A 25,669-nucleotide genomic window follows, 5' to 3' on the forward strand; every position below is an offset into this window, starting at 1 on the left:
TTGTGCGCCTCCTTCAACCCTCACCAACTATCTGACTCATCTGCGATGTAGACGAGCGTTTCGAGTCCCTCGTCTGCCGCTACTTTTCGTGCAGCTTCCTTCATGGCCAACAGGAGGGAATAGGCTTCTTGCTCTGAAATTCGGGCGTCTCGGGCCAGCTTCTCAGTCGCAGTTGGGTTATTGAACATAATGATCGCCCAGCCGAGGATCTGATCACGTCTTTTCTTGCCGAAGCCTCTCATCTCGACGGAATCGGTATTCGCTGCCCACATGAGCAGGTCTATGAGCACAGTTGCCTTTCGCGTGCCGGCAAACAGACCCATACGGTCAATTACCTGTACGGCCCACCAACGACGTCCCAGAAAAATTTCAGCCAAGCGCATGAAGTCATCAAAGTATTCGGCGGATCGCAGCGATTGTAACTTAAAAGCGGTGGCCTTAAAAGCGGTCACTTGGCGGTATCCACCTTGTGAAAAAGACTCACAAGGGACCGCTCCGGGATGTGCTGGCGAGAAACATGCGCCGCTTGCGTGCCGAGCGTGGCCTAAGCCAGGAGGCGCTGGCACATGAGTGCGGCATCAACCGGACCTACCTGAGCGGGGTCGAGCGATCTGAGCGCAATGTCTCACTCGACAATATCGCGCGCATCGCCCGAGGACTTAAGGTAGAGCCATGGATGCTCCTGGACGGGAGAGAGACGCGCTCTTGAAGAGGTGAGGCAGGCCGCCGTCGCTAACTGCAATCCCCCAGCACGGAGCTCTGACCAGGCACTGCGCAATATGCCGACGACCTGCGAGAACTCATTAAGAAGCTCCGCCGAAAGCTCCAGTGCCAGAGGATCTTGACTCTTAGTTCTTCTTTTGTTCTTTTGGGCGAAATCCCAGGTTTGCCCATGCCCACAATCGAATACGTCCGTGCCGAGATCGAGCACATGCGCTCGCAGATTGGTCGCCAACGCAAAGAAATCCTTCAGCTCCAGCGCGCCGGAATTGGCACCGCCTCGGCGGAATCGCTGCTCCAACGGATGGAGGCTAAGCTGGAAGGGCTTTGCGAGCAGAGCGACCGGCTTCTCTCCGAGCAGGGCCTGAACTTGAAAAGCTATGCATCCGGGAAGAGGATCAAGGGCACGCCAGCGCACCGCAGGGCGTGATGGACAATCTCCGGCGCTTCCCGCCACCATGGACCATAGAGGAGCGAAAAGACGGCTTCGAGGTGAAGGAGGCCAGCGGCTTCTCATCTGTGCGTCCCGCACCGCGGGGAATTGCACCGCAATGGCCACCAGTACGCGCATTAGTTTCTCTCGCGCGAGGAGGCGAGGCGGATTGCCAAGGCAATCTCCCGCTTGCCCGAGCTGCTGAGGCGTCCGCAATATTGACGGCGTCGCTGGCCGTTCGGCAGACGTTCGGGTTGACCGCAAAAATACAACCGCAAAACCGGGATTGCGGTTGTGTTTGGAACGGACCGAGACCTCGAAAGTTTGAAGACTCGCTTTGCTAGTGGGTAATCTGCCCGTCGTTGGTGCTCGCCGGCGGCGGGTCTTCTTTTGTGAGTTGCGTAGCGTGGCGAGGAGTACCAAGGCTTTGATGCCGGGGTTCATTAAACCCCAGCTGGCGACCCGGAAGGACAAGGCTCCTTCGGGCGCACAACGGATTCACGAAATCAAATTCGACGGCTACCGGGTCAAGTCCACGTCGATCGAGGCTCCGCGAAAATTTTCACCCGCAATGGCCACGACTGGACCCATCGGTGCTCTCATCTTGCCGGCTCCTTCAGAGTGAAGAGCCGGACAATCTTCGACGGCGAGATCGTCGTTGTCCAACAAGGCCGGAACTAACTTCTCCGAACTGCAAGCTGACTTGGCTAAAGGTCGTCAGGACCGGATGCTATTCTACGCCTTCGACATTCTCTTCCATAACGGCGAGGATCTAAGGAGCAAACCCCAGATTAAGCGCAAGGAGCTCTTGAAAGAGCTTGTCGATATGCTCGACCCTCCGGTTCTCTATAGTGAGCACCACGAAGGAGAGGGCAGGAGCTGTTCGAGGCTGCCAGTCGGCTGAACTATGAGGGCATCGTACCCGACCATGAGGGGCGGATAGACGCCATGCTCGCGCTCCTAAACGGACTCGAACCATGGTCCGAAGATCACGAACGGCGCTCTTGCGAATTGCTTGGCTACGAGGGTTGGCAGATTGACTATTGGCTGGCGCACCGTCGCTCGCGCGCGGACGCTTAGTCCGGTTATGGCCCTCAGCTGACCAATCGCGGCATGGTGCGCCACGGCCGCTTTTGACGCCAAGCGATTAGCCAGAAGTGGGCGAGCCAGTTACGGACGCTTAAGTCGGCACAACTAGATGTAGTGAACCACTTCGGGAACGCATGACGGCTGCTGAACACATCGGGATAGTCTCTGCGGCCGTGCTCGCCGCGTCCGCATTCATGGTGTCGCGCCCTCAGTGGTTCTTTGGTCGAAAGCTATCGCTAGAGGAAGCGCTTTCGGTCGGATGGGTGGCTTGGTCGATCTTTATGGCGGGGTTCGTGGTCTACATTGGACTGAAGCTCCCGCTGGCTCTCACTCGCGAGGCGGACGCCCTAGCCATCGGTGCCGGCGGTTGTTCGTCCCTGGTTGCCGTTTCGTTGTTGGCGCGGGCGGTCACCGACTGGGGCCGAATAGTGAAAATATCGATCTTTGCTCTGTTCATTCTTGCTCTGGTCGTGGTCTCCCTCACGCTGGACTTGTCGCGCTCTCAAGTCTGAGACCCAGTGCACTTCCGCTTGTGATGCTGTGGACGGCTCCTCCACCGGCACGAGAGTGCCAAGGAGTGGGCGCCGTTTTGAGGCTCCCACGATTCGGAGGAGCAGCCTATGCAGCCAATTTCGACAATCGGCCTGGATATCGCGAAGTCGGTCTTTCAAGTGCATGGCGTTGATGCCGCCGGCCGGGTGGTCGTCCGCCGTCAGCTGAGGCGCCGGCAGGTCCTGGCATTTTTCCAGAAGCTGCCGCCATGCCTGGTGGGGATCGAGGCTTGCGCGTCGTCGCACCATTGGTCCCGCGAACTGCAGACGTTGGGGCATACGGTACGATTGATGCCGCCGGCTTATGTGAAGCCCTACGTCAAGCGACAGAAGAACGACAGCACCGATGCGGAGGCAATTTGCGAGGCGGTCACGAGGCCCAACATGCGGTTCGTGCCGACCAAGACGATCGAGCAACAGGGCTGTCTGATGCTTCACCGGGCGCGCCATCTCTTCATCCGCCAGCAGACCGCCGTCATCAATTCGATCCGCGCCTATTGGCCGAGTTCGGGATTGTTGCTCCGGTCGGGCGCAGGGGTGTCGAGCAGCTGCTGGAAGTCGTCGCCGATCCAGCCGACCACCGGCTGCCGGAGGTGGCGCGCGTGTGCCTGACGGCTCCCGGCAGTCAGTTGCAGTCACTGAAGGCCCAGATCCTGGAGTTCGACCGACGCATCGTCGCCTGGCATCGATCAAGCGCGACGAGCAAACGGCTGGACGCGATTCCCGGCGTCGGTCCGACGCTGGCAACAGCTCTGGTCGCCAGTATTGCTGACCCCACGGCCTTCCGATCGGGACGAGACTTCTCGGCCTGGGTTGGGCTCGTGCCGAAGCAGCACTCGAGCGGGGGCAAGGACAAGCTTGGTAGTATCAGCAAACGAGGCGATCGCTATTTGCGTAGCCTGTTCACGGCTGGCGCGCTCGCCGTGATCCGCTATGCCAAGATCCATGGCACCGATCATCGGCCCTGGCTCACTCGATTGTTGGCCCGGCGACCCACCAAGGTCGCCGCCATTGCGCTCGCCAACAAACTCGCCCGGATGGCCTGGGCGATGATGGCAAGGGACGAACGTTACCATGAACCCGCCGCTCTCACGGCGTGACGAGGCGCGACTACACCGGACGTCCGGTGTGACGTAACGGTTGGGAGGGCGAACAGCACTTAATGCAGCGCCGGTCGATCCGGCGATCAGGACAACCCACCTGGGCCACAGCATCTTCGAATGCGTGCTTTTGACCGGGACCTGATCCGCGGAGGGCATTATGGCCAGCGGTCATGTGAACCGCGCAAACAGGCCGAACACATGGCCGCTCCGACCAACGCCGCAAAGTGAAGATTCTTCTTGCCAACCCGGAGCCAATGGTATGGACCCCGCCCTCGCCGCGGTGGAATCTTGAGCGTGAACTGCAGTGAAGGAGGATATCATGCAGGTCGTTCGGGTAGGTCTAGATCTGGCGAAGTATGTCTTCGAAGTTCACGGCGTCGACAACCACGGGAAGGTCGTTGTACGAAAGAGGTTGCGTCGCGATGCGGTGGCCGGCTTTTTCGCCAATTTACCGGCCTGCCTGGTCGGCATGGAAGCTTCCAACGGGGCCCACTATTGGGCTCGCGTGCTCACGGCGCTTGGCCATCAGGTCCGACTGATCAGTCCTCAGTTCGTGACGCCATACGTCAAGTCAAACAAGAACGACCAGAACGATGCGGAAGCCATCTGCGAAGCGGTCGGCCGTCCGTCCATGCGCTTTGTGCCACCGAAATCAACCGATCAGCTGGCGGTACAGGCTGTCCACCGCATTCGCAGACGCCTGGTCGCCGACCGGGTCAGGCTCGTCAACCAGATTCGCGGTCTTCTGTCCGAGCATGGCATTGTCATTGCCCGTGACATCGCGCAGCTGCGGCGCGGCCTCGCTGTCATCGTAGGGAACATCAATGACGGCCTCAGCGAGATGCTCCGAGCGCTCATGAGGGAATTGCAAGAGGAGTTGTCCGCGCTTGATACCCGCATTGCAGCCTATGACCGACGGATAAGGGAAATCTACCGTACGAATGAGCAGTGCCAGCGGCTCGGCAAAATCGAAGGCGTCGGACCTGTGACAGCAACAGCCTTGATCGCCGCCGTGGGCGATAGAAGCTGTTTCAAGAACGGCCGCCAGTTCGCGGCTTGGCTTGGCCTGGTGCCGAAGCAGCGATCCAGTGGAGGGCGGGCCCGCTTGTTCGGCATCAGCAAACGCGGCGATCGATACCTGCGGACGCTGATGATTCACGGAGCTCGCGCCGCTTTAAGCCGGGCCGCTGGCAAGCAGGATCCGCGAAGCCTCTGGCTCGGCAAAATCCGGCAACGGCGCCATCCCAATGTCGCGGCCGTGGCTCTTGCCAACAAGAATGCGCGGATCGTGTGGGCTATGCTCACAAGCGACGCAGCTTATGAGCCGGCGCTGTCGGTGAAGGCGGCCTGAAGCGAAGCGGCAATCAAGGAAAGGAGGTCTCACCCGGCAATTGCAACAAATGGCAGGAGATGGCGAAACGGTCACCCCGTCGCTTCCCGAACCTGATGTGTGGACCGGCACGGCTTACGCCGATGTCTCGGGGCCGTTGAGGTGGAAGCGGGCGAAAACCATCGAGGCTCGCGGCGGAGACGTTGTCCAGCCGCATCAAGAAGCCGGATATACGTCTGCAGTTGTGACCGTCGATCCTGATCAAGCCGGCCGTTGCAATCGGGCGGGGGCCATATACGTCCACACATGGCCCATCGCTGCCACATCCCTACAGCCGAGGATCTGTCGGCTATCAGGGGCAGACCGGACCCAAATAAAACCGGGCCAAACCGTCGGAATTGACCCGAAGCAGACTTCCTTCGATATTCATCAGACCCTCCTTTCACGTCGGCATCCTTTTGCATTATGATGCGATTAGTGATGAGGGGGTGTTCCGTGAAGCGGCGGAAGGTGATCGCTCTTGTAGTTCACACGGCGGTTATGTCGATGCTGCTCCCCTTCGCAACGGAAGCCCGACGGGCGCCGTACCGCATTGGCTATTTAGCTCTGCTTCCAAATGAAGACGCGACCGTAGCGGCGCCTCTCTTTCAAAGGCTGCAAGAGCTTGGGTACAGCGCGGGCAAAACAATCATCGTGGATTATCGATCCGCCGAAGGATATGCAGAGCGCCTGCCGCAACTGGCCTCAGAGATAGTTCGCGCAAAGCCCGACGTTATAATTGCCGGATTCGGCACACTTGCGCCAAAGGCGGCGATCGCCGCAACAACCAGCATTCCGATCGTATTCACCTCGGTGGGCGACCCGGTTGGTGCCGGTTTGGTCGCAAGCCTGAATCAACCAGGCGCAAACGTGACTGGCTTGAGCGCCCAGGCGAAGGACATTACCGCGAAGCGATTGCAAATACTGGAAGAAATCGTCCCGGGCAAAAAGCTGGTCGCGGTGTTAGCAAACCCTGATACCCCCTACACAGTGCTCGCGCTAAGTGAGTTAAAATCTGCAGCCTTGGCTCTGAATCAACCGCTGACAGTGTTTGAGGCACGGGTTATCGATCAGGTGGCGGCTGCGATAGACGGAGCGAGTAGGTCCGGCGCGGCCAGCATGATAATCCTAGAGGACCCCGTTTTGCTGGGTGCCAAGCGAGCAATCGTTGAACTTGTGGCCAAGGCTCGGTTGCCGGCGATTTATGGACCACGAGCTTACACTGAGGTGGGCGGATTGATCTCTTACGGGCCAGACCAGCGGCAGATTTACCGTCGGGCCGCGGAGTATGTTGACAAGATTCTAAAGGGCGCAGCGCCAGCCGGACTTCCGGTCGAGCAGCCCACCAAATTCGAGTTGGTGCTCAACCTCAGGGCTGCAAAGGAACTCGGCATTGATGTCCCACCAACTCTGATCGCCCGCGCTGACGAGGTGATCGAATAGTCCGGGCCATCGCAGCGCATCGGTCTGCTTCTGGCCCGGGGCTGACGTTGACCCAGACCGCGAGGTTGTCCGCTTCCGACAGATGAGCCGACTACGTTCATGCTGGCCGCCGAGGGCCGCCTTTGACCAGTAGCGGACATTTACAAATCCCATAATATGGACGGCACATCTTGCCATTTTCCGTAGGATGGGACCCGCGCAGATGGATCGGTCGGAACCTTCGATCATCATACGGCCGTTTACCGAAGAGGACGCAGAGCAGGTGCGTCTTCTATTTGTCGGGGTCAATCGGCTCCTCGCGCCTCCTCATCTGTCGGAAGCGTTCGAGCAGTACATTGCAATATCTCTGGACGAAGAAGTCGGCCAGATAAGCCAGTACTACGGACGCCGACAAGGCGGATTCTGGGTGGCAGTCGTCGGCAAAAAAGTCGTTGGCATGTTTGGACTTGAACCTTCTTCATCTGCGGGGATGGAGTTGCGCCGCATGTACGTCCATCCCGACGTTCGCCGCCGGGGTATTGCCCGGCAGATGTTGAGGTTCGCAGAGGACGAATGTCGCAAGCTCAATTGTCCTCGGATGGTTTTGAGCACCTCTGAGCTACAGCGCGAAGCAGTTTCGCTTTACAGAGCCGCTGAATATCAGTTGGTTCGCGAGGAGGTCGCGGTTGCACCCAGCAACAAGACCCTCGGTGCGGGCATTCGGCGCTATCATTTCACCAAGGAGCTATGATGTCCAAGTCGCCGTCCGGCCTGAAGCGGTCATCCTAGATATCGCCTTCTGGAGCCTGAAGCCTTACATCCCCGTCTCACAGCGGACGTAGATCCTTTCAAAGCCATCGGCTGCTGCGTACCGTACATGAGCGTTCGCCACAACCATTCGACCGGGCCATATCGAAAATGCCTTAGCCACCAAGCGCTGAAGAATACCTGGCCGACATACACGGCAATCCCGATGGCCAGCGCCTCGGCCGCGCCGAGGCGCCCGAATTGGCCGAGGCCATATCCGTAGAAAATCCAACCGAAGATCACGGACTGAGCGAGGTAGTTCGTGAATGCCATCCGGCCCAACGGCACAGCCCAACCCAGCAGCGTTTTTCCGCTCGTTAGTTCGGCCACGGCGACGAATGTTGCACCATAACCGAGAGCGAGCAGGATCGTGCCGGCGGGTGTGGCCACCGCGTCCAGACTGCGGCTCGCTAAAACGCCGTTGACTTTCAGAAAGATCAAAGCTGCGCCGAGACCAACGCATGCGACCGCTGTTGAGAATAAGAGCGCCCGGTCTGGCTTTCGTAAAACGTCACTCCGCCAGATGAACGCACCAAGGAAGAACAGCCCTATGGTGCGTGGGAAGACGTAGATGTGCAGAGGAACGATCAGAGGGATTTCGCGAAGCCGGAATGTCATCACCTCCCAGAAGCTGCCGGACGCATAGACGAGATTGGCTTCCTGCACATCGCGTTGGATTGCAGCAAAACTCGGAAATAATCCAGGCGGTGACCACACCTGCAGCGCCAGATACAGTCCCAGGAACGCCGCCGCGCCGCTGGCCAAGAGCCAGCGGGGACCAAACAGGAATGGCAGAAAGATTAGGCCCGCGATTGCATATTCAGTGAGAATGTCACCGTTCCAAATGAGGCATAGGTGAATGAATCCGAGCGCCAACAACACGATCAGACGACGAAACAAGAGAAGTGCGCGATGCGGATTCGTCGAAAGATGCTCGAACTGAATTGCAAGACCTAATCCGAACAGCAACGAGAAGAGCGCAAAAGCCTTCATGTCGACCGCCAGCATCAAGACGGTCTCGACAGCCCGGTCCAGCGGAGCTGCGGGCCGTGCAGCGGGCAGGAACTGCTCGAAAATGGAAACACGAAATTCCGTGACAATATTGATAGCCAGGACACCGAGCAACGCCACGCCACGAAGCGCATCGATGCTTCCGATTCTTTCGAATGGATTGACGGGACTGGAACGGCTCTCATCGATTGCAGCGGTCATGCACCACGACTATAGATCGTGGAAGACCTTCGGTCACTTCAATTCCGCAAGTGGCCCTTAGCTGAACAACGCTGAGCCAATTCGGATGTCGGCTATCGGCCGCGAACCTGACGCGGGGCGCCTTTGCCTCGACTGCCGCTTATGACCCCAAACGGACTTCCCTAAAGCGCCGGCCAAACTCGCGAGAGGACAAGGAAAGTTGCGGCTGGAAATTCCTGATCGGAAGCACATATCACCAGCATGGTGACAGTTGTGCAATGCACTTGCGGTGCTGAGTACAGACGCACCGAAGAGAAGTTCTTGGTACCGCATACAGGTGACGCGGTCTGCGCAATCTGCGGAGCTGCTCTGGAATCATGGCAGGAAAGCACCCGCGTTCCCAGTTACGAACTTATTGAACGCCCGAAGACGAGGCTTTCAAGGTCGGTCTGATTCCGAAAGCAGCGGACAGATGCTGAATGGACCGGGGTTCTCGGTCCAGCAACCTCTCGGCGTTGGCGGGTAAAGGAGGCGAGCGTGACCCTCATATGGCTTGGTGTGCTCCTTGTTTTCGGCGGCGTGCTCCAAATTGCATTTCAGCCCATCTGGCGAAGCCGGCTCAGCGGTGGAAAGTGGCGTCGCTCCGGGCGAGACACGCTGGAGCCTGAAAGACCGGGCAGCGGCTTCGGCATCAAATCGAACTGGCCTGGACTTGTGATGGTCGCGCTTGGCGGCGCGTTCTTGCTGGCCGGAGCTGCCATCTGAGTTGAAACCAATGTCTCAGGCGTCGCCCGTTATCTGGTCAGGCCAATGTGCTAGAGCCATGCTTGATCCTGGCCCTTCTCCGACTTGAAGTGATGTTCGTCTTGGGGGCGCTGTTAAGGGTTAAGCGGACATCGCGTATGGCCAGGCGTAGGGCACGTCTAGCTAGAGACCATGGAAGCAACCGACGATGCTGAAAATCTCGCTCCGCGTTCGTTGGTAAAGCCCAATCTGGCGAGCTCATCGGCGACCTCACGCAATGAGCGCTGGTGGCCCTTCGGCGATCGCCGCCGTAGACGCTTTGCTGTGGCAACCAGCTCTGGACTGAGCTCCGCCCAGCTTTTCCGGCCTTCGACCTCGCCGACCGCCTCACGCTTGCGCTGACGCGCGGCGCGCAACTTCGCCACCGTGGTTGCCTTCTCGAACTGCGCGATGGCGCCCAGCACTTGGCGCACTAATACCGCTGTTGGTGTGTCCTCGATGAAGAAGTCTGGCGAGCTCGCGGGAATCAGCGTGATGCCGAGGCTGCGGAGATGATCATATCCGGCGAGTTGGACCGCCAAGTCTTGCGCAAAGCGATCTGGGCTTTCGACCAGGATGGTCCTGACACCGTTGCCGGCGATGCGGTCGAGCATCGCTGCAAAACCCGGGCGCTCTGCGATCGGGTCTGCACCGCTGACCGCCGCGTCGTAGAACTCGCCGACGAGCTCGTAACCGTTCGCGTTGGCGAAGCTTTCGATTGCAGCGCGCTGTCGGCGATCACTGTCCTTGTCAGCACCAACGTTTGCCGCCGATGAAGTGCGTAGATACGCAACAGATTCCACCATTTTTGTGTTGCAGCGCACAGACTTAGCCTTCATTTCTGTACGGATTTCTTGAGAAATTCTGCTGGTCGACGGGCTTCAGCTGAAAGCGTTGCTTTGCGGACACGACGTCAACGTGGGGGCGAGGGTGGGGCGGTCGCACCGGACGTTGGCGGAACGGGGCTCCTCCAAACTCTGACACCTAAGCATTTGAATTATTGGAAATGTGCCGCAGCTCATCGGAAAGATCAGCGGGCAGCTACGGAAACAAGCTACGAATTGGAATCAACTGCGTGCCTTCGACGAGTGTCAGGATTTATGAGAGTTGGAACATTGACAGAGATCCGGTGAGACGAACACCTTAGCGTGCCCCCTCAGATGGGCTAGGCCGGAACGCAGCAGTTTGTAAAATTCGGCCGCACGTCGGCGGCGCGTTTTCCGGCCGGACACGTCCAGAGCAAACTCAAGGGGGGCCAGCCATCATCGGTGCGGCCCTGACCGGAGCGCTTCGGTCCCCAACCAGATAATTCAGCACTTGTCGGGCCAACTTTCTTACTTTTAGCCACTGGTGGGGAATGCGGTCGAATCTTGTATCGTTTGGCATCGCCGTCATTCCAACAATTAGGGCGCCCGGGTGGCAGTAATCAATCTCGACTTTCAGCGCATTCGTTCCTTTGGGGGTTCGCAACACTACGCTTTCGAGGAATTGTGCTCGCAGCTTGCGGCTTTGGAGCCGCGCGCACCGGATGATGTTTTTTATCGGAAAGGCATTGGAGCGGACGCGGGCGTCGAATGCTTTATGCGGCACCGTGACGGTACGGAAGCGGGGTGGCAGACGAAGTATTTCTTCAAGTTTGATTCAAGCCAGGTCGCGCAGCTTGACGAATCAATCAAACAGGCGTTGGCGAAGCATCCGCGGCTCAATCGGTACATTGTCTGCATTCCCATTGATCTGTTCGATCAGCGTTCCGGCAAGGGCAAGACCCAGCTTGAGCGCTGGCGGGACTGGGTCAAAAAATGGATGGCGACAGCAACGAAAGCGAAGCGCAAACTTAGCATCGAGCTTTGGGGACACTCTGAGCTTGTGGAACGATTGGGCCGCGACAACCCGCTCTATTCAGGTCGGGCGGCTTTCTGGTTCGATGAGACCTTTCTCACCTCGGCATGGTTCGCGAGCCGGTTCGAACGGGCGCGCAGTGGCTTGGGTCAGCGCTACACGCCCGAAACAAATGTTGAATTGCCGATCCGCCGCACCATCCTCGGGCTCTGCCGCGACCCGGTTCTCCTCGATGAGGTGCAGGCATGGGGTGAGAAGCTCGAGGAGGCCCGTCACGACGTAGTTGATCGTCTGGAGCGGTTGAACCTCGGCGCTATACTAGCGGCCAACATCGCGGCGGTGGAAGCAACGACCAGCGCGCTCAGCTCGCTGCTGTCGGCGACGCCCGATGATCCAGCCTATGAATTTCCAGTTGAACGCCTTCGATCGCTGGGGAGCGATGCGCTGGTTGCGAGCGGGCAAGCGATGCGGGCCGTTCGCAATATCAATCCTCCGCCTCCGAAGCGGGAAGAGGATGTGCGCTACCTCTACCACGATATGCGCGGTCTCGAAGAAGCTGTGGATGCCATCCTCGAAGGCGTAACCGGCGATAGCTGGCGTCTGGTGAACGGCCGACGGGCGCTGGTCACGGGCCCGGCCGGCATTGGCAAATCGCATCTGTTTGGCGACGCGGTTGATCATCAGGTCGCTAATGGTCGTCCCTCGGTTCTTATACTCGGCGGCACGCTGATCGATGACGACCCCTGGGCTCAAATCGTCAAGCAGCTTGATCTGAAAATATCTACCGAGAAATTTCTCGGTGCACTCGACGCCGCTGCGCAAGCGGCGGGTACGCGCGCTGTCATCTTTATCGATGCCATCAATGAGCGGCATGGCATCGCGATTTGGTCTCACCGCCTGGCCGCCTTTCTCAAGACCATCGAGGACTTCCCGCGTGTGGCCATCGCGCTGTCATGCCGGACGACATATTTGCCGTATGTGATACCTGGGGGAACCGGGCCGGATTTGATTGAGGTTGAGCATGTCGGGTTCGCCGGTCGTGCTGCCGAAGCGGCCCGCTACTATCTGGATAAGCGCGGCATTGTGCGTATGGCCGCCCCTAACCTTGTTCCTGAATTTGAGAATCCGCTCTTCCTGAAGACGTGCTGCGATTTTTTGGAGAAGGAGCAACTCAATGAATTCCCGCGCGGTGTGCGCGGGGTCACCGAAATCTTTGGCTTCTATTCGGAAGCTGTTGCAAAAGCTGTCGAGCGGCAACTTGGGCTCGATCACAAGCTTGGTATCGCCGCAAAAGCGCTTGAAGCGCTCGCAACAGCCGTTGATCAGGGCGAGCGCGGCTACCTCGAATACGAAAAAGCGGACTCCCTGATGGAGGGGATTTTTCCGGCGCACGGTGTTTTTGAGCGGAGCTTGCTCACCCGGCTTGTCAGCGAGGGTGTTCTTGCGGATGAACCTGTCATGGGAGACGACGGGAGAATCCTTCATATCGTTCGCTTTTCATTTGAACGGTATAGCGACCATCGCATCGCGCGGCAGCTTCTGGATAGGCATCTTGACGCCACGACGCCGGCAAATTCCTTTCTGCCCGGAACGCCGCTGGGGACATATCTCGAAAGCGCCGAGGCTTATAAGTACGCGGGTGTGCTAGAAGCGATGGCTACCCAGTTGCCGGAGCGGTGCGGCCTGGAACTTCCGGATGCCATACGAAAGTCACGAAACCAATCCCTGTTCCTGCGTGCCTTTCTTGGCAGCGTCCTCTGGCGCGAACAGCGCGCATTCACGCAACGTACGCTGGACTTGCTGAAAGATGCCTCGCGCCTGTCGGGCCGAAACGAAACAATGCGGACCTTGCTCGGCATCGCGAGCGAACCGGAAAATGCATTCAATGCGGAATACCTGCATGGAAGGCTCATCGGGCATTCGATGCCGCAACGGGACAAGGTCTGGTCCATATACATCGCCCAGGAGGGGGACGACGACGACAGTCCCATCGAAACATTAATTAGCTGGACCCTGCAAAACGGGTTCGAAACAATCGACAACCAGCGCGCAGAGCTTGCGGCAATCACGCTGAGTTGGCTATTCACGACCAGCCACCGGCTTATTCGGGACCGGGCGACAAAAGCGCTGGCGGCGCTGTTGGCGCAACGCTTGATGTTGGCCGCGCGCCTTGTTCGCCGCTTTCAGGATATCGACGACCTTTATGTCCTCGACCGGGTCATGGCCGCGGCTTATGGAGCGGTCTTGCAGGGCATGGCGACGGACGGCCTCGCGGAATTGGCGGAAGCTGTGTTCCGGTGCGTTTTCGATCGTGAGGAAACTCTGGTCCATGTGCTCATCCGCGACCACGCACGCGGCATCGTCGAGCTTGCGAGCACGCGCAATGTCTTGCCAGCCGTCGTTGACGTGGTACGCGCCCGGCCGCCTTACCGCAATGCGTCCGGCATCGAGGAGGTGCCTGAGGCGATCATCGGCACCTACACGCAGGAATACGGCCCGGGGAAGGTCTTTCGTGACGATATCGTTGGCTCGGCCGTCAATGACGGCGATTTTGCGCGCTATGTCATGGATGGGCCGGTTGGAAAATTCAGCTCGTATTCAATTGCTCTCGTCGGACAAAGCCAGCAGCAGATTTACTCTGATTGGGTCAACGGACTCGCCGGGAGGCTTCCGGTGGCGGAAGTGCGACTGCGCGAGCTAATTGCTGCATGCGACGCATGGCGAGCGAACCAGGGGCCCCTTGGTCCCACCAAATTCAGCATCAAGTTAGTTGCCGCTGGTGACACGGACGAAGAAGACGTCAACCCGTACGAGCAAGCGGTAGATGAATCCGAACAGCGATTGCGGGAGGCGCTCGGCGAAGCCGGATGGGAGGAATATAACGACCGGGCGCGTCACGTCGTGCGCAGGGATTTGCGTGGCGCCAAGCGATACTTCTTTTGGCCGCCATCCTTCGACCAAATGCGCGCGCGTCGCTGGGTCTGCAAGCGAGCGCATGACCTTGGCTGGACCCCGGAGCTGTTCGGCGAATTCGATCGACACCACGGACATGGTAGTCGGACGGAGCATCGCATCGAGCGGGTCGGGAAGAAGTATCAATGGATTGCATTTCACGAGCTATTGGCGCGCCTGGGGGACAATTTCTGCTTCGTGGGATGGCGCCGCGATGATGGGACAAGCATTTTTCAAGGACCTTGGCAGGTCAGCCGGCGTGATATCGACCCCTCGCTCTTTGCGTCAAAAACACCAAAGGAAGCGCGGCAGAGCGATCTGACCTGGTGGATGCCGGTTCAGGTGACGTTGCGCGCGATGTCGCCGCAGTCCCGTCTAGCTTGGCTCGATACTCCCGAAGATATTGTGAACGATGCTTCTTTGCTCAGCGTCACCCAGCCTCGGTCGCATCGGAAATGGCTCGTGATCCATGAATTCGAGCGCTGGAATCAATGGGGCATGCGGGAGGGCGAGCGCACGCTGGACCGGTACGCTGCCTTCGAGATCCGTTGCTTTTTGGTGCGGGCCGAGGATCGTGGGAAGGTTGTGAAGGCGCTCTCGGGCAAGATGTTCAATAGCACGTTCGATCTTCCAGAGCTGGACAAGTCATCCGATGGCTATATCGGTGAATACCCTTGGCATCCGCTTTATCGCGACGTATCCGCGTGGATGCAGCCGGCGGACTGGAATCATTTGTCGGTCGAGGTTCAACCGACCGTCACCGACTATCTTGCCGAACGGGGCGGGCATGACTACTCAATTGAGGCCTCTTTTAGTTTCAATGTACCCGGACCAGGGTTAATTGCCGGGCTTAAGATGCGCCTCTCGAATGGGCGGAATCTGTCTTATTCGAATGACGCCGGCACCGTTCTTTTTTTCGATCCATCAACCGCCGAGCCCGGCCCCGGCGCGGCGCTTGTTGACCATGATGCATTCCTGGCCTTCCTCGCTCGCGAGAAGCTCGAAGCCGTTTGGATTATCGCAGGCGAGAAAGAAGTGTATGGCGGTAGGAAGCATCAGGAGGGATATGGTGGAACGCTGAGTTTCACCTCGGTCTATTGGCTCACCAAAAGCGGCTTTCGCCGGAAAGATTTCGAGCACCGGCGGAATCCAAGGGCTGAGCAGCTCCGGCAATTTTATGATGAACCAGGCGTGCAAGCGGCACAGGCGCGAACACCTAAATCCTCTCCACAGCGGAGCAAGAATTCGCGAGCCCCGGCAACGCCGGTACGCAAGGCAGCTGCAAAGAAGCAAAAGCAGAGCAAGAAGAAAGCGAAGCAGGTGGTAAAAGCCACAACGAAGAAAGCTGCGAAGAAAAAGCGCGCGCCCCGCCGCTAGGCAGTGGAGCGCCAACCAGAACGTCGGCAGGAGCGGACGATTTGGAGTTAACAGCGCCCTCAAGAAATGGTGAGCCAGTCGAGATGCCGAAACGTCCGGAGCAGTGAGGCGGATTACCCAGGAAGAGTCGGACAGCTGGGCGTCCCGATAGTGGTATCATCATACTTTTGAGCGGCGGCGCCCCGGGCATGGGTGACGGCAATCGGTCGTTTTTTGACAGGCCCGCTTTATAGAACCCCATGCGTCGAAGGCGGTGCGCGTCGAGGTTGAACAGCTCGACTGAGTTGTGGTGAGACTAAAGCGCTTGCGGGTTGAGAGATTCGATGGGGATGGGAATGGTCGCGAACTTGGTGGGGTCCACGTGGAAGAAATGGGACCTGCACGTACATACACCGGAGTCCTTCTATCAGAACTATCCAGGGAGCGGAGAAGAGGCTTGGGAAGCGTTCTTAGCAGACATTGAGAGCCTAGCTGAGGAATTCAAAGTCATTGGTATCAATGACTATGTGCTCGTTGATGGCTATGAGAGGGTGTTGAAAGCAAAGCGCGAGCAGGGCAGGCTGAAGAACATCGACCTGATCCTGCCAGTTGTGGAGCTGCGCCTAGATAAATTCGGCGGTGTCGTCCAGGGCGGAAAGAGCGGTAGGGCTCCGTCAAGTTGGAGTAGGATCAACATCCACGTCATCTTCGATCAGGTGGACCCGGATTTTATCCGCCAGCAGTTTATCTCCGCAATTGCTCCGAGCTACCGTCTTCTCCCAGGGTCGACTGGCGAAGGAAAATGGAATTCTGTGATCTCCCGGCAAAGCATTGAAGCTTTGGGCGCGGCCATCATCGAATCGGTCCCTGCAGACAAGCGGGCGGAGTATGGGAGTCCGTTGATCGAGGGATTTAACAATCTCAACGTAAGCGCAGATGGCTTGCGCAGAGCTTTAGAGAACGACGCTCTCAAGGGCAAGCTCATCGTCGCAGTCGGCAAAACCGAGTGGGAGAACCTAAAATGGGACGATCACTCAATTGCGGAGAAGAAGACGCTCATCAACGACGCCCAGCTCGTCTTCACCGCAGCTGCATCTCCAGAAGACTACCATAAGGCACGCGAGAAACTAAGCGCGGCAGGCGTCAACTCCAACTTGCTCGACTGCTCGGATGCTCACTGGCTTAGCAATTCGACTGACAAGGATCGTATCGGCAATTGCTTCACCTGGATTAAGGCGGACTCAACTTTCCAAGGTCTGTGCCAAGCGATCCAGGAGTTCAAGCATCGGGTCTATGTCGGAGACAACCCGCATAAGCGGGCCCTCGTCGCGATGAACAAGACCAAGTTCATTCGTTCGGTGAAGGTTACGAAGAAGTCAGACTCGACGCTTTCGGAACCATGGTTCAACGTCGATTTGCCGTTGAATCCTGACTTGGTCGCGATCATTGGCAACAAGGGAAGTGGCAAGAGCGCGCTGTCGGACGTCGTAGCCCTAGTGGGCAACACCAGGCACCATCAGAAGTTCTCTTTCCTCAAGGACACGAGATTCCGCAGCCCCAAGACCAGGTTCGCACACCACTTCGTCGCGGAGCTTACGTGGCATGACGGCGCTCCAACCTCGCGAGACTTGGACGATGATCCAGACCCGATCGGAGTGGAGCGCGTCAAATACTTGCCACAGAGCTACCTCGAAGACCTCTGCAACGAGCTTGGCGATGGTGGATCAGCGACCTTCGACGCTGAGCTGCGCAAGATCATCTACTCTCACGTTGAGGAGGCCGACAATTTGGGCAAGGCCTCGATGGATGAGCTGCTTGAATTCAAGGTTGCGGAATTCAACAAAGCTCGCCACGCGCTGCGGCTGAAGGTCGCCAAAGTGAACGGAGAAATTGTGGAGGCGGAGCGCAGGTTAACGTCTGAGTTCAAGCGGAGTTTGGAGGAGCAGCTCGCAGCCAAGCAGGCGCAATTGAGCGCTCTCGCGATGCCTCAAGTCGTTGAAGACCCGAGCGCTTCCGAAGAGGCTCTGGCCGAGTCCAAGGAGGCCGCCGACCGCATCCAAGCTCTGGAAGGCGAGATCAAGAAGGTTGAGCAAGAGGAGGCTGATCTGCGCGACAAAAAGGTCGTTGCCTCCAAGAGGCAGGCAACCGCGCTGCGCATTCACCAGGCTCTCACGAACTATAAAAAGCAGCACGAGACCTTCCTTGGAGAATTGCAGCCTCTGCTCGCAGGGCTTGGTGCGGACATTTCCGCCGAGGCCCTGGTGCAGCTTCGTGTGGATCTTGAGCCTGTCGACGCGCTCGCCAAGAGGATGGATGCGGAAATCGATGCGATCGATGTAAGCCTGCAAAGTGAGGAGCCGGGCAGTTACGCCAAGCGAAAGGAGGAGCTTGCCGCTTCCATCGTGGCAGCGAAAGGCAAACTCGGTGAGCGCCAACGGCAGTTTGTTCTCTACAAGGAGGATTTTTCCAAGTGGGAGAGGGCCAAGGCGGAGCTCATTGGCGGGCTGGACAAGCCAGCAACAATCGCGTGGCTGCAGGCGGAAATCGCATCGATAGAAACTATTCCAGAGCTCCTTGCCTCGTTGAAGAAGACGCGGTCAGACTTGGCGACAGAAATCCACGGCCAGATCCAGGCCATGGTCGACGAATACAAGCGCCTCTATGGCCCGGTCCAAGGTTTCGTCAATTCGCCAGAACAGCGGGAGATGAACCTGCCCCTCGATTTTCAGGTGCGCATCGAGGAGTCAGGATTCGCCCAGCAGCTTTCCAACCGGCTCAATCAGCGTGTCCGTGGCTCGTTCTCAGGCGTTGAGGAGAGCAACCAACTTCTGAGGACTCTGTTGCAGGAGGCAAGCTTTGCCACGCCTAGCGATGCGGTCGCGTTCGCAGAAACGATCGACGACATGCTCCACTTTGACCGGCGGGAGGGGCAAGATGGCCGCGAGATTCGGCTAACCGATCAGCTTAGCCGTGGAACAACCGCACAGGATGTTCTCGATTTCGTCTTCGGACTCGAATACCTCTCTCCGCGCTATTCATTGACCTACGATGGCCAGGATATCGGTCAGCTCTCGCCTGGTGAGCGCGGGCTCTTGCTGTTGGTCTTTTACCTCTTGGTCGATAAAGACGACATCCCGATCGTTATCGACCAACCAGAGGAGAACTTAGATAACCAGACGATTTTCAAAGTTCTGGTCAGATGCATCAAGAGGGCGAAAGAGCGACGCCAGGTGATCATCGTCACCCATAACCCCAACCTTGCTGTGGTCTGTGATGCTGAACAACTCATCTATGCCTCTTGCGACAAGGCAAGTAAGCGTTTCGACTACGAGGCCGGGGCCATCGAGAACCCTAGCATGAAAGAGCGGGTCGTGGAGATATTGGAGGGAACAGAGCCGGCATTCAGAAACCGGCAGTCGAAATATGCGCTTTCGTGAAATCGATTGCGCAGAACCTTAAGTGAGGCTGCATAATGGCAGACATTTCCGATGACTGGGGAGCCGTTGTCCTAACCGCGTGCGCTGTGGGGCAACAATTCGCTTGCTCAGCCACTGTTGAGACTGCGCTCTGGGGCGTAGGATCGCCGCATGAAACGTCCTGCAACTAAACGGGGGACTGGTCCGGTTCCAGTGCAATACCTTGAGCTCAAGGCTATTCACCCTTTGCTCGGGCATGTCCTCCACGGTCGCATCGGATCTCTGCCGGTGTCGCGGTTGTATTTCCAGCTGGAAGCATTTCTGAGGAATTCTGAGCGCAACTTCGCGCCTGCAGTTGGCGCCATCCCGAGACGCCTACTGGAACACAACAAGCAGCCCAGAAAGCTCCACGTGTGCGAAATGGCACAAATCGACGCTGATGTCGTCTTCACCTACGACGCGAGCACCAAGCGTACCGACATGCAGTGGAAGGCTTACTTCGAGCATCCGCAGTTCGCTCGTCCAGAGGGCCATCAGCGTGTGGTTCTGCACATTAGGGTGAAGGAGGAGAGCGGGCTGATGCGCAGTGTTAGCGTTCCTCTTCAGCCATTGATGGTGGGCTATGGTGACGTAGCCGAGGGACACCAAGGCTACGCCCACAGTATTACCTTCCTAGACCCGACAGGTGAGATTCTCGACCAAGTGTACTACATCGGCGTGACCGGCAGGAACTGGCTGATCCGAATGGAGGAGCACCTGGCGGAGGTCCGAGGCGGCAGCAATAAGCGCTTCCACGCTGCTTGGCGCGCGTATGCTGGTGATACCAACGTAATGCTCGGTTCTGAGTTGATCGTCTTGAACCACACTTTCCAAGGCGTCATGGCTTGGGAGGAGGAGCAGGTCGATGCAGTTATGGAAGCAAAAAAGTCGTTGAACATGATCCCCGGCGGTTTCAAGGGCATGCGCTTTTTACACGAGCACCGGGTGACTGACAGAGTCGACATCAGCCTAGAGGAGCGCGACAAGGCCATCGCCGAGTATGTGCGCCGAGTTGGGGTAAGGGCTGGCGTACCGAACCTGTTCCTAGCCGAATTGTGGCGCGACGACGAGTTTTACCTGAAGGTGCTGTCGGGGCGCTCTGATGTGCTCACGCCAGGGCAGGTGCTCGCCATTCGTAATTTGGCTGCTAAAGGACGCACGGCTCAACAGATATTCGAGGCCGTGGGCGCCAGGAACGTTGATCAGGTGCAGCGCGTCTTGCAGGGCAAGACCTATCAGCGCATTCAAGTGGAGTCGATGACCAAGCCCGCAGCAGCCGATGGTGACTTGCAAGCCGACTAGCCCCGCGCCGAGGCGCGCTTTCAGGTGCGGGGGCTACTTCACGCAGCCAGCCCTTCACCAGCTCCCGCGGCTCCGCCGACGGCTGCCAGATAGCTCACCAGCCGCGCATCCAGATCAGAGTCCTGCGCCTTCTTCATCGTACGTTTGATGGCCGCGAGAATCCTGGCGGGTTGCCGAGAGCGCCCCACCAGCAAGGTGACGAGCACGATATCGGATGCCCCGCGCCGGCGTTGATGACCGCCTTCTAGGCGGCATCAAGCACCAGTTGCGCGAGTGTTGCCAGTAGCGCTGCTGGAGCGCCTGAACGCAAAGCGTTCAGGCGCGCGGTTGGCCGCGAAGAGGCGGGCCAGCCTCTCGGGCTGACTGTCCCTTACCGGAGATGCCTCAGTCGTCGGACGTCTGGGATGGGGTGCTTATGGCGCGCAAAGCGGACGAAGCGGGGTCCCGGACCAATCAGCGGATCACCGCTCCTCCGCACCAGAATCGTCAAGACATTGCAGTGGCAGCGGTTTTCGACAATTGGACTCCGCCCCTTGTGAGTAGCTACGGTGACGAGCTACAAATTTGCCCGCCCGTTGCGACCACGCCCGCCCGACTCGAAGGAGCAGGGCACTTCGCAAGCCGCTAGATCGCAGCAACTGGCTGAACCCTTTCATAACGTCCGACTATCGAAAGCTTGGACCGCTCTTGGCGCGAAGCAGACATTTCGTGCAAGCGCGAAGTCGCCAACGGGGCCAGAAGCGGTCATTCCCGAACCGCTCTGCTCGAGAGCCGGCCATTTCAAAGCGCATGCGAACCAATGCATCTCTGGTCAGGGCGCCGGGCCTTCGAAGGCCGCTCGCCACAGAACAGTGTCCGTGACGGGCACCGAAGCTTCATAAACCGGCCGGTCGAGGTCGAGAACGACCGATGATAGCGACGCGAGCCGCCGACACGTCGCCGCGACCGATCTCAGAGGTGCTTCACCATCGGGCAAGCGCTCTCGCTCAGCGGCCGCGCGGCTTTCTCAGCCGGCACTGTGGCAAGGACTTTGAGATAATCGAACGAGTATCTGGATTCCGAGGGCTTCTTCACCTGCAGCAGATAATAAGGCCGCATCACACGGCCGTCCTCGCGCACGGTGCCCTTGGTGTAGAAGTCGTCAATCGGCAGTTCCTTCATCTTGGCGACTACCTTTGTCGCATCGGTCGTGCCAGCTGCCGCCACCGCCTTGAGGTAATGCAACGTCGCGCCGTAGGTCCCTGCATGGATCATGCTTGGAGGCTTACCAACGTTGCGCACGAGGAAGCGCTTGGTCCAGGCGCGGGTCGCGTCGTCGAGGTCCCAGAAGAAAGTCTCACTCGCGGTCAGGCCCTGCGCCGCTTCGAGGCCAAGCGCGTGGGTGTCGGGAAATTGTAGCAGAAGCGCGGCCACGCGCTGGTCGCCGCCGCGGCCCAAGCCGAATTCCGCGGCCTGTTTGATCGCGTTGATGGTATCGCCGCCAGCATTCGAGAGAGCGACGATTTTCGCCTTCGAGGCTTGCGCCTGCAGGAGAAAGGACGAGAAGTCGGCGGTATTGAGCGGATGGCGCACGGCCCCCACCACCTTGCCACCGGCGGCCGCGACGAATGCTGAGGTGTCGCGCTCGAGGGCATGCCCGAATGCGTAGTCGGCGGTGATGAAAAACCAGCTATCCCCACCCTGCTTCACCAGTGCCTGCCCGATCGTCGCGGCAAGGCCGTAGGTGTCGAAGCTCCAGTGCACGCCGTGCGGCGAACAGGCTTTTCCGGAGAGATCCGACGTGGCGGCGCCGGTGTTGATGTCAACGGCGTCGTGCGTGCGCGTCACCTCACGCACAGCGAGCCCCACAGCCGAATTGGGAATGTCGAGGATGAGGTTGACGCCCTCGGTCTCGATCCACTGCCGCGCGATGTTTGCGCCGACGTCGGGCTTGTTTTGGTGGTCGGCGAAGATGACTTCGATCGGTCGGCCCAGCACCTTGCCGCCGTAGTCCTCGACCGCCATGCGCGCAGCGTGGACCGAGCCCATGCCGGTCAGATCCGCGTACAGTCCCGTCTGGTCGTTGAGGACACCGAGCTTAACCGGCTGCGCGACCGCGGAGGCGGTCAGCCCCGCTCCCCACAACAGGAGCGCAGCGATGATGTTGCGACGCATGAAAACCTCCCGTTGCCCGTAGCGACCGCTGAACGCCGGTGGTCTTGGCATGATGGTACAGGGGAAGGGCATCACTGCAAAGCGGGGCGTTGGCCTTTGCTTCTCGCGCCGCACTTCAGCGCGGCATGGCAGCGACCGGGCGGGCATGTCCGGTGTGGGGCGGTCATGAGTGCCGTTTTGGCGGCCCGGGCGTCACTTCCGGTCTACCCTAGCAGACGTTGTGACCGGCCGTTCGCAGGTCTCTGAGGGGCCACGAGCCGACGTTCAACTGTGCGAGAGGCCGACGTTGTTCCGATTGAGCCGCGCTGTCGGCGTTGGAAGGAAGGCCGCCAAGGCGGGCGGCCTCCTGGTCAGTTATTGCGGCACGCGGTCTGGGGGCTATTTCTCGACTTCGACGGCATACCTGCGCACGACCTTGACTGCCTTGTCACGCTGGGGAGCTAGGTCCGCCCAGGCTTTCGATTTGTAGAATGCCACCGCGTCATCTACGCTGTCCCATTCGGTGAGTGCTGCACTCTTGGGGGGTGCGCCCCCCTCTATCTGAACTACCCTTCCGGCTGCGGTACGCAAGGCGCGACCATGAGCGTCTGCTATCAGATTGCGGGCCGTAGGCAGGTAAGCGGCCTGGGCCGAAGCATCGAGGATTTCATTTTCGCTGATGACGTAGGCTTTCAGCTTGGCCCCTTGAGCGTGGAGGCCCTGGACAGCGATGGCGCCGATTGCGATGCCTGCGAGCAATGTCATCGAATGTTGTATTCTCATGACTTCCTCCCAGTTGCTTGCCGATGATCCGGCAGCCAATAGTACTGCTTTTTAAGACCGAGCAGTGAGCAATCTAGGACACCGGCTTCGGATAGTCCGGCACTCGGCGTCTAACGCAACATGAAAGAGTTTCGTCCACTTCGGGTCAAATCAGCGGTCCAGACTGCTGCGATCAGCTTCCGCTCTATGCCCGACAGCCGACGCCTCAACGGGCATTCTGTTTGGCCGCGACCGGCCAGGAGGAGACATGAGGAGACATCCTGTGACAAGCAGGGTCGCGACGAGGCATTCAGCGGAAGCGCTCGCAGATGCCCTGAACAAACTGAGGGTAAGTGTGTCAGGACGCTTGGGCCACATTTAATGGCTCTTAGCTGGTGCGGGTCCGCACTCAAGTGCGGACATTGTTATCAGCACACTGGCCCAATTTCCTTTGTGAACGACCCCGCCCCGTATTAGCTTATGAGGAACCTTCTAGGTGAGCGGGCAGATGAATCTCGAAGACTTGTACCGGCTTCTGCGCAGCGAGCATGTCCAGGCGCAAGGGATCGTTGACACACTTGAGGAGCCCCTTCTGGTGCTCGATCAGGCGGGCTGCGTCCTTACAGCCAACCGCGGGTTCTACGAAACCTTCAGGGTGGCTCGGGATGAGACGGTTGGACGCAGCCTATTCGCCCTTGGTGGCAGTCAATGGGACATACCCGAACTCAGGCGCCTCGTCAGCGAGATCATTCCCCGGTCTACCGCCGTCGTCGGATATGAGGTGACATCAGAGTTCCCGACGATCGGTCCGCGCACAATGCTGGTCAGCGCACGTCGTCTCGTTCACCCCGACAATAACAGCACCAGCCTCCTGATCCTGTTTGAGGACGTGACCGACAGGCGGCAACGAGACGTCCAGAAAGACATTCTCCTCACTGAAACGCGCCACCGCATGAAGAACCTTCTGGGGATCGTACGGTCGCTTGCCAATCAGACGGATGTGGAGGGCCGCACAGCCAAGGAATATCGCGATGCCTTCTTGGGACGGTTCCAGGCCGTGGCCGAAGCCGAGACTATCGCGCTTGCCAGCAGCGCTGAAGCCAATCTGAGTGCCCTTGTGGAGCAATCGCTGAAGGCCGCGGGCCCGGAGCGATACCAGATAACCCCAGGACCAGCAGTGCGTCTCAATCCACGGCAGATCATGCCGATGAGCCTCATTCTGCATGAACTCGTCACCAACGCTTGGAAGTACGGGGCGTTCTCCAACACTGGAGGGCTGGTCCGCTTGAGCTGGCGCACGTCGGAAGGGCAGGGCAACACCTTCCTGCACATCGACTGGCGAGAGGAAAACGGCCCGCCAGTTGCTCCGCCAACTCGCTCCGGCTTCGGCTCCAGGCTGATCGATCTCAGCGCCGTGCAAGGCTTACGCGGCGCTGTGGAACTGAAGTATGAGCCAACCGGTTTAAGGGTTCACATCACCGCGCCTGTGGAGTCTTGAACCCCGGGGACAATCGTGCCGGAAGCTCCCCGAATACTGGTGGTCGAAGACGAGTACCTTATCGCGTTGGAGCTCGACGCCGAACTGAGGAGTGCTGGGTACCGCGTCGTCGGCCCGGTCCCAGACATCGATAGCGCTTTGGAGTTGTTGAAGGCGGACCGCCCCGACGCTGCCATCCTCGACGTCAACCTGGCCGGAGAATGGGTCACCCCGGTCGCGGAGACGCTCCGGGCGATGGCGGTGCCGTTCATTCTCGCCAGCGGCTACGTTGCCGCCGACCTCCAAGCCCATCCCGCCCTTCGAGACGCGGTCAATGTCGGAAAGTCATGGAGGCGTGAGTATCTACTCAAGATCCTTCGGAGCGCCCTGGGTGAAACGTAAGGATACTTGGTCGCTCCGGCCCTTGTCGTCACTTGCGAGAGCTTCAAGATCATCGACATTTCGGCTCTGGCTCAAGGACGTCGAGCCTGTGTGGCCGGAACGACTAGTTCGACTTCGTCCGGCGACAGGTCTGCCCAAACAATCGGAACGGGCGCGAAGTCGCAGATTGATCAGCCATCTCTACCGCAGCCTTTGTGGTAGTGGTGGCAACGCGCATATTTGCATTAGACCAGCTGACGCTGTGGTACGTTGCCTCAACGCCTTGCGATACCGAACGCCGTCGGAGTTCGCTGATCCCGACATGTGCAACATGCCATGCTCCCGATCCGGCTTCGGCCATTCAAGCCTCGCCGGCGCTGGTCGGTTCTCACAGACGATGGGTGCACTACCACGCTGACGCACCGCTGGTTTCCTTCTTGAAGTCTGTCAACTGCTAGTGTATTGTCCCACGCATCGATACTGGCCGAACAACTGTTCCGCTTTCGCCTCAGATCCTGACGGCGCGCACGTTTCAGACATTCTC

At 58.8% G+C, this 25,669-nt stretch carries 19 protein-coding genes and 1 pseudogene; 13 read left to right on the top strand and 7 right to left on the bottom strand.

What is annotated here, in order from left to right; all coding sequences use genetic code 11:
* Positions 1-20: 20 nt before the first annotated feature.
* The gene (locus tag BRAGE_RS0115150) at positions 21-452 is read right to left on the bottom strand and encodes a hypothetical protein (RefSeq protein ID WP_027559156.1); all 432 of its coding nucleotides are present in this window, start codon (positions 450-452) and stop codon (positions 21-23) included.
* A 65-nt stretch (positions 453-517) separates the two neighbouring features.
* On the opposite strand from BRAGE_RS0115150, the gene BRAGE_RS52790 reads away from it, so the two are divergent.
* Positions 518-709, top strand: a complete 192-nt coding sequence (locus BRAGE_RS52790; RefSeq protein WP_199820235.1) for a helix-turn-helix domain-containing protein — start codon at positions 518-520, stop codon at positions 707-709.
* Here BRAGE_RS52790 and BRAGE_RS55850 read toward each other — a convergent pair.
* On the bottom strand, positions 626-1,291 hold the full coding sequence (locus BRAGE_RS55850; RefSeq protein ID WP_167336465.1) for a hypothetical protein: 666 nt from the start codon (positions 1,289-1,291) through the stop codon (positions 626-628). The two genes, BRAGE_RS52790 and BRAGE_RS55850, sit on opposite strands and share 84 nt — an antisense overlap.
* Before the next feature lie 520 nt (positions 1,292-1,811).
* On the opposite strand from BRAGE_RS55850, the gene BRAGE_RS56825 reads away from it, so the two are divergent.
* The 6 genes and pseudogenes from BRAGE_RS56825 to BRAGE_RS0115190 all read left to right on the top strand — a co-directional run bounded on the left by BRAGE_RS56825 (position 1,812) and on the right by BRAGE_RS0115190 (position 7,438).
* Complete coding sequence (locus BRAGE_RS56825; RefSeq protein ID WP_027559154.1) at positions 1,812-2,057, top strand: hypothetical protein; 246 nt, start codon at positions 1,812-1,814, stop codon at positions 2,055-2,057.
* Between the two features lie 319 nt (positions 2,058-2,376).
* The gene (locus BRAGE_RS0115170; protein WP_027559153.1) at positions 2,377-2,754 is read left to right on the top strand and encodes a hypothetical protein; all 378 of its coding nucleotides are present in this window, start codon (positions 2,377-2,379) and stop codon (positions 2,752-2,754) included.
* 108 nt (positions 2,755-2,862) lie between these two features.
* Positions 2,863-3,893: pseudogene (locus BRAGE_RS48625) on the top strand (IS110 family transposase).
* 322 nt (positions 3,894-4,215) lie between these two features.
* On the top strand, positions 4,216-5,247 hold the full coding sequence (locus BRAGE_RS0115180) for an IS110 family transposase (RefSeq protein WP_028146285.1): 1,032 nt from the start codon (positions 4,216-4,218) through the stop codon (positions 5,245-5,247).
* 474 nt (positions 5,248-5,721) lie between these two features.
* Positions 5,722-6,708 carry an ABC transporter substrate-binding protein gene (locus BRAGE_RS0115185; RefSeq protein ID WP_027558119.1) on the top strand — a complete coding sequence of 329 codons (987 nt, stop codon included), beginning with the start codon at positions 5,722-5,724 and terminating at the stop codon, positions 6,706-6,708.
* Between the two features lie 202 nt (positions 6,709-6,910).
* Positions 6,911-7,438 carry a GNAT family N-acetyltransferase gene (locus BRAGE_RS0115190; protein WP_027558118.1) on the top strand — a complete coding sequence of 176 codons (528 nt, stop codon included), beginning with the start codon at positions 6,911-6,913 and terminating at the stop codon, positions 7,436-7,438.
* Positions 7,439-7,467: 29 nt separating this feature from the next.
* Here the strand turns inward: BRAGE_RS0115190 and BRAGE_RS48630 are convergent, their stop codons facing one another.
* Entirely contained in the window at positions 7,468-8,706 is a 1,239-nt protein-coding gene (locus BRAGE_RS48630; RefSeq protein WP_051377882.1) for a DUF418 domain-containing protein, read from the bottom strand.
* Between the two features lie 516 nt (positions 8,707-9,222).
* On the opposite strand from BRAGE_RS48630, the gene BRAGE_RS52805 reads away from it, so the two are divergent.
* Positions 9,223-9,450: a hypothetical protein gene (locus BRAGE_RS52805; RefSeq protein WP_084334159.1), complete on the top strand. Its 228-nt coding sequence runs from the start codon at positions 9,223-9,225 to the stop codon at positions 9,448-9,450.
* 158 nt (positions 9,451-9,608) lie between these two features.
* Here BRAGE_RS52805 and BRAGE_RS0115200 read toward each other — a convergent pair whose 3' ends face one another.
* Entirely contained in the window at positions 9,609-10,307 is a 699-nt protein-coding gene (locus BRAGE_RS0115200; RefSeq protein ID WP_027558117.1) for a recombinase family protein, read from the bottom strand.
* A 577-nt stretch (positions 10,308-10,884) separates the two neighbouring features.
* On the opposite strand from BRAGE_RS0115200, the gene BRAGE_RS48635 reads away from it, so the two are divergent.
* The 3 genes from BRAGE_RS48635 to BRAGE_RS48640 all read left to right on the top strand — a co-directional run bounded on the left by BRAGE_RS48635 (position 10,885) and on the right by BRAGE_RS48640 (position 20,372).
* On the top strand, positions 10,885-15,636 hold the full coding sequence (locus tag BRAGE_RS48635) for a hypothetical protein (protein ID WP_051377883.1): 4,752 nt from the start codon (positions 10,885-10,887) through the stop codon (positions 15,634-15,636).
* A 335-nt stretch (positions 15,637-15,971) separates the two neighbouring features.
* Positions 15,972-19,052 (top strand): TrlF family AAA-like ATPase, encoded by a 3,081-nt coding sequence (locus tag BRAGE_RS0115210; RefSeq protein ID WP_027558116.1) that lies wholly within the window; start codon positions 15,972-15,974, stop codon positions 19,050-19,052.
* Between the two features lie 150 nt (positions 19,053-19,202).
* On the top strand, positions 19,203-20,372 hold the full coding sequence (locus BRAGE_RS48640; RefSeq protein WP_141263149.1) for a hypothetical protein: 1,170 nt from the start codon (positions 19,203-19,205) through the stop codon (positions 20,370-20,372).
* 38 nt (positions 20,373-20,410) lie between these two features.
* Here BRAGE_RS48640 and BRAGE_RS54545 read toward each other — a convergent pair whose 3' ends face one another.
* From BRAGE_RS54545 to BRAGE_RS0115230, 3 genes are all read right to left on the bottom strand, one after another.
* The gene (locus tag BRAGE_RS54545) at positions 20,411-20,578 is read right to left on the bottom strand and encodes a hypothetical protein (RefSeq protein ID WP_156950859.1); all 168 of its coding nucleotides are present in this window, start codon (positions 20,576-20,578) and stop codon (positions 20,411-20,413) included.
* A 745-nt stretch (positions 20,579-21,323) separates the two neighbouring features.
* Entirely contained in the window at positions 21,324-22,526 is a 1,203-nt protein-coding gene (locus tag BRAGE_RS0115225; protein ID WP_027558115.1) for an ABC transporter substrate-binding protein, read from the bottom strand.
* A 378-nt stretch (positions 22,527-22,904) separates the two neighbouring features.
* The gene (locus tag BRAGE_RS0115230) at positions 22,905-23,288 is read right to left on the bottom strand and encodes a DUF1330 domain-containing protein (protein WP_027558114.1); all 384 of its coding nucleotides are present in this window, start codon (positions 23,286-23,288) and stop codon (positions 22,905-22,907) included.
* Positions 23,289-23,775: 487 nt separating this feature from the next.
* On the opposite strand from BRAGE_RS0115230, the gene BRAGE_RS0115235 reads away from it, so the two are divergent.
* Positions 23,776-24,765 (top strand): sensor histidine kinase, encoded by a 990-nt coding sequence (locus BRAGE_RS0115235; protein ID WP_027558113.1) that lies wholly within the window; start codon positions 23,776-23,778, stop codon positions 24,763-24,765.
* 15 nt (positions 24,766-24,780) lie between these two features.
* Positions 24,781-25,146 carry a response regulator gene (locus BRAGE_RS0115240; protein ID WP_231164027.1) on the top strand — a complete coding sequence of 122 codons (366 nt, stop codon included), beginning with the start codon at positions 24,781-24,783 and terminating at the stop codon, positions 25,144-25,146.
* The last annotated feature ends 523 nt before the right edge of the window (positions 25,147-25,669 follow it).

The organism is Bradyrhizobium genosp. SA-4 str. CB756 (assembly GCF_000473125.1).
In the GTDB taxonomy this organism is placed as follows: Bacteria; Pseudomonadota; Alphaproteobacteria; order Rhizobiales; family Xanthobacteraceae; genus Bradyrhizobium; species Bradyrhizobium arachidis.

Excerpts from the sequence above, each read along its gene's own strand:
- BRAGE_RS52790 (WP_199820235.1), top strand. The coding sequence starts at position 518 with ATGCGCCGCTTGCGTGCCGAGCGTGGCCTAAGCCAGGAGGCGCTGGCA.
- BRAGE_RS55850 (WP_167336465.1), bottom strand. The coding sequence starts at position 1,291 with ATGCGCGTACTGGTGGCCATTGCGGTGCAATTCCCCGCGGTGCGGGAC.
- BRAGE_RS0115170 (WP_027559153.1), top strand. The coding sequence starts at position 2,377 with ATGACGGCTGCTGAACACATCGGGATAGTCTCTGCGGCCGTGCTCGCC.
- BRAGE_RS0115180 (WP_028146285.1), top strand. The coding sequence starts at position 4,216 with ATGCAGGTCGTTCGGGTAGGTCTAGATCTGGCGAAGTATGTCTTCGAA.
- BRAGE_RS0115190 (WP_027558118.1), top strand. The coding sequence starts at position 6,911 with ATGGATCGGTCGGAACCTTCGATCATCATACGGCCGTTTACCGAAGAG.
- BRAGE_RS48630 (WP_051377882.1), bottom strand. The coding sequence starts at position 8,706 with ATGACCGCTGCAATCGATGAGAGCCGTTCCAGTCCCGTCAATCCATTC.
- BRAGE_RS0115200 (WP_027558117.1), bottom strand. The coding sequence starts at position 10,307 with ATGAAGGCTAAGTCTGTGCGCTGCAACACAAAAATGGTGGAATCTGTT.
- BRAGE_RS0115210 (WP_027558116.1), top strand. The coding sequence starts at position 15,972 with ATGGTCGCGAACTTGGTGGGGTCCACGTGGAAGAAATGGGACCTGCAC.
- BRAGE_RS48640 (WP_141263149.1), top strand. The coding sequence starts at position 19,203 with ATGAAACGTCCTGCAACTAAACGGGGGACTGGTCCGGTTCCAGTGCAA.
- BRAGE_RS0115225 (WP_027558115.1), bottom strand. The coding sequence starts at position 22,526 with ATGCGTCGCAACATCATCGCTGCGCTCCTGTTGTGGGGAGCGGGGCTG.
- BRAGE_RS0115230 (WP_027558114.1), bottom strand. The coding sequence starts at position 23,288 with ATGAGAATACAACATTCGATGACATTGCTCGCAGGCATCGCAATCGGC.
- BRAGE_RS0115235 (WP_027558113.1), top strand. The coding sequence starts at position 23,776 with ATGAATCTCGAAGACTTGTACCGGCTTCTGCGCAGCGAGCATGTCCAG.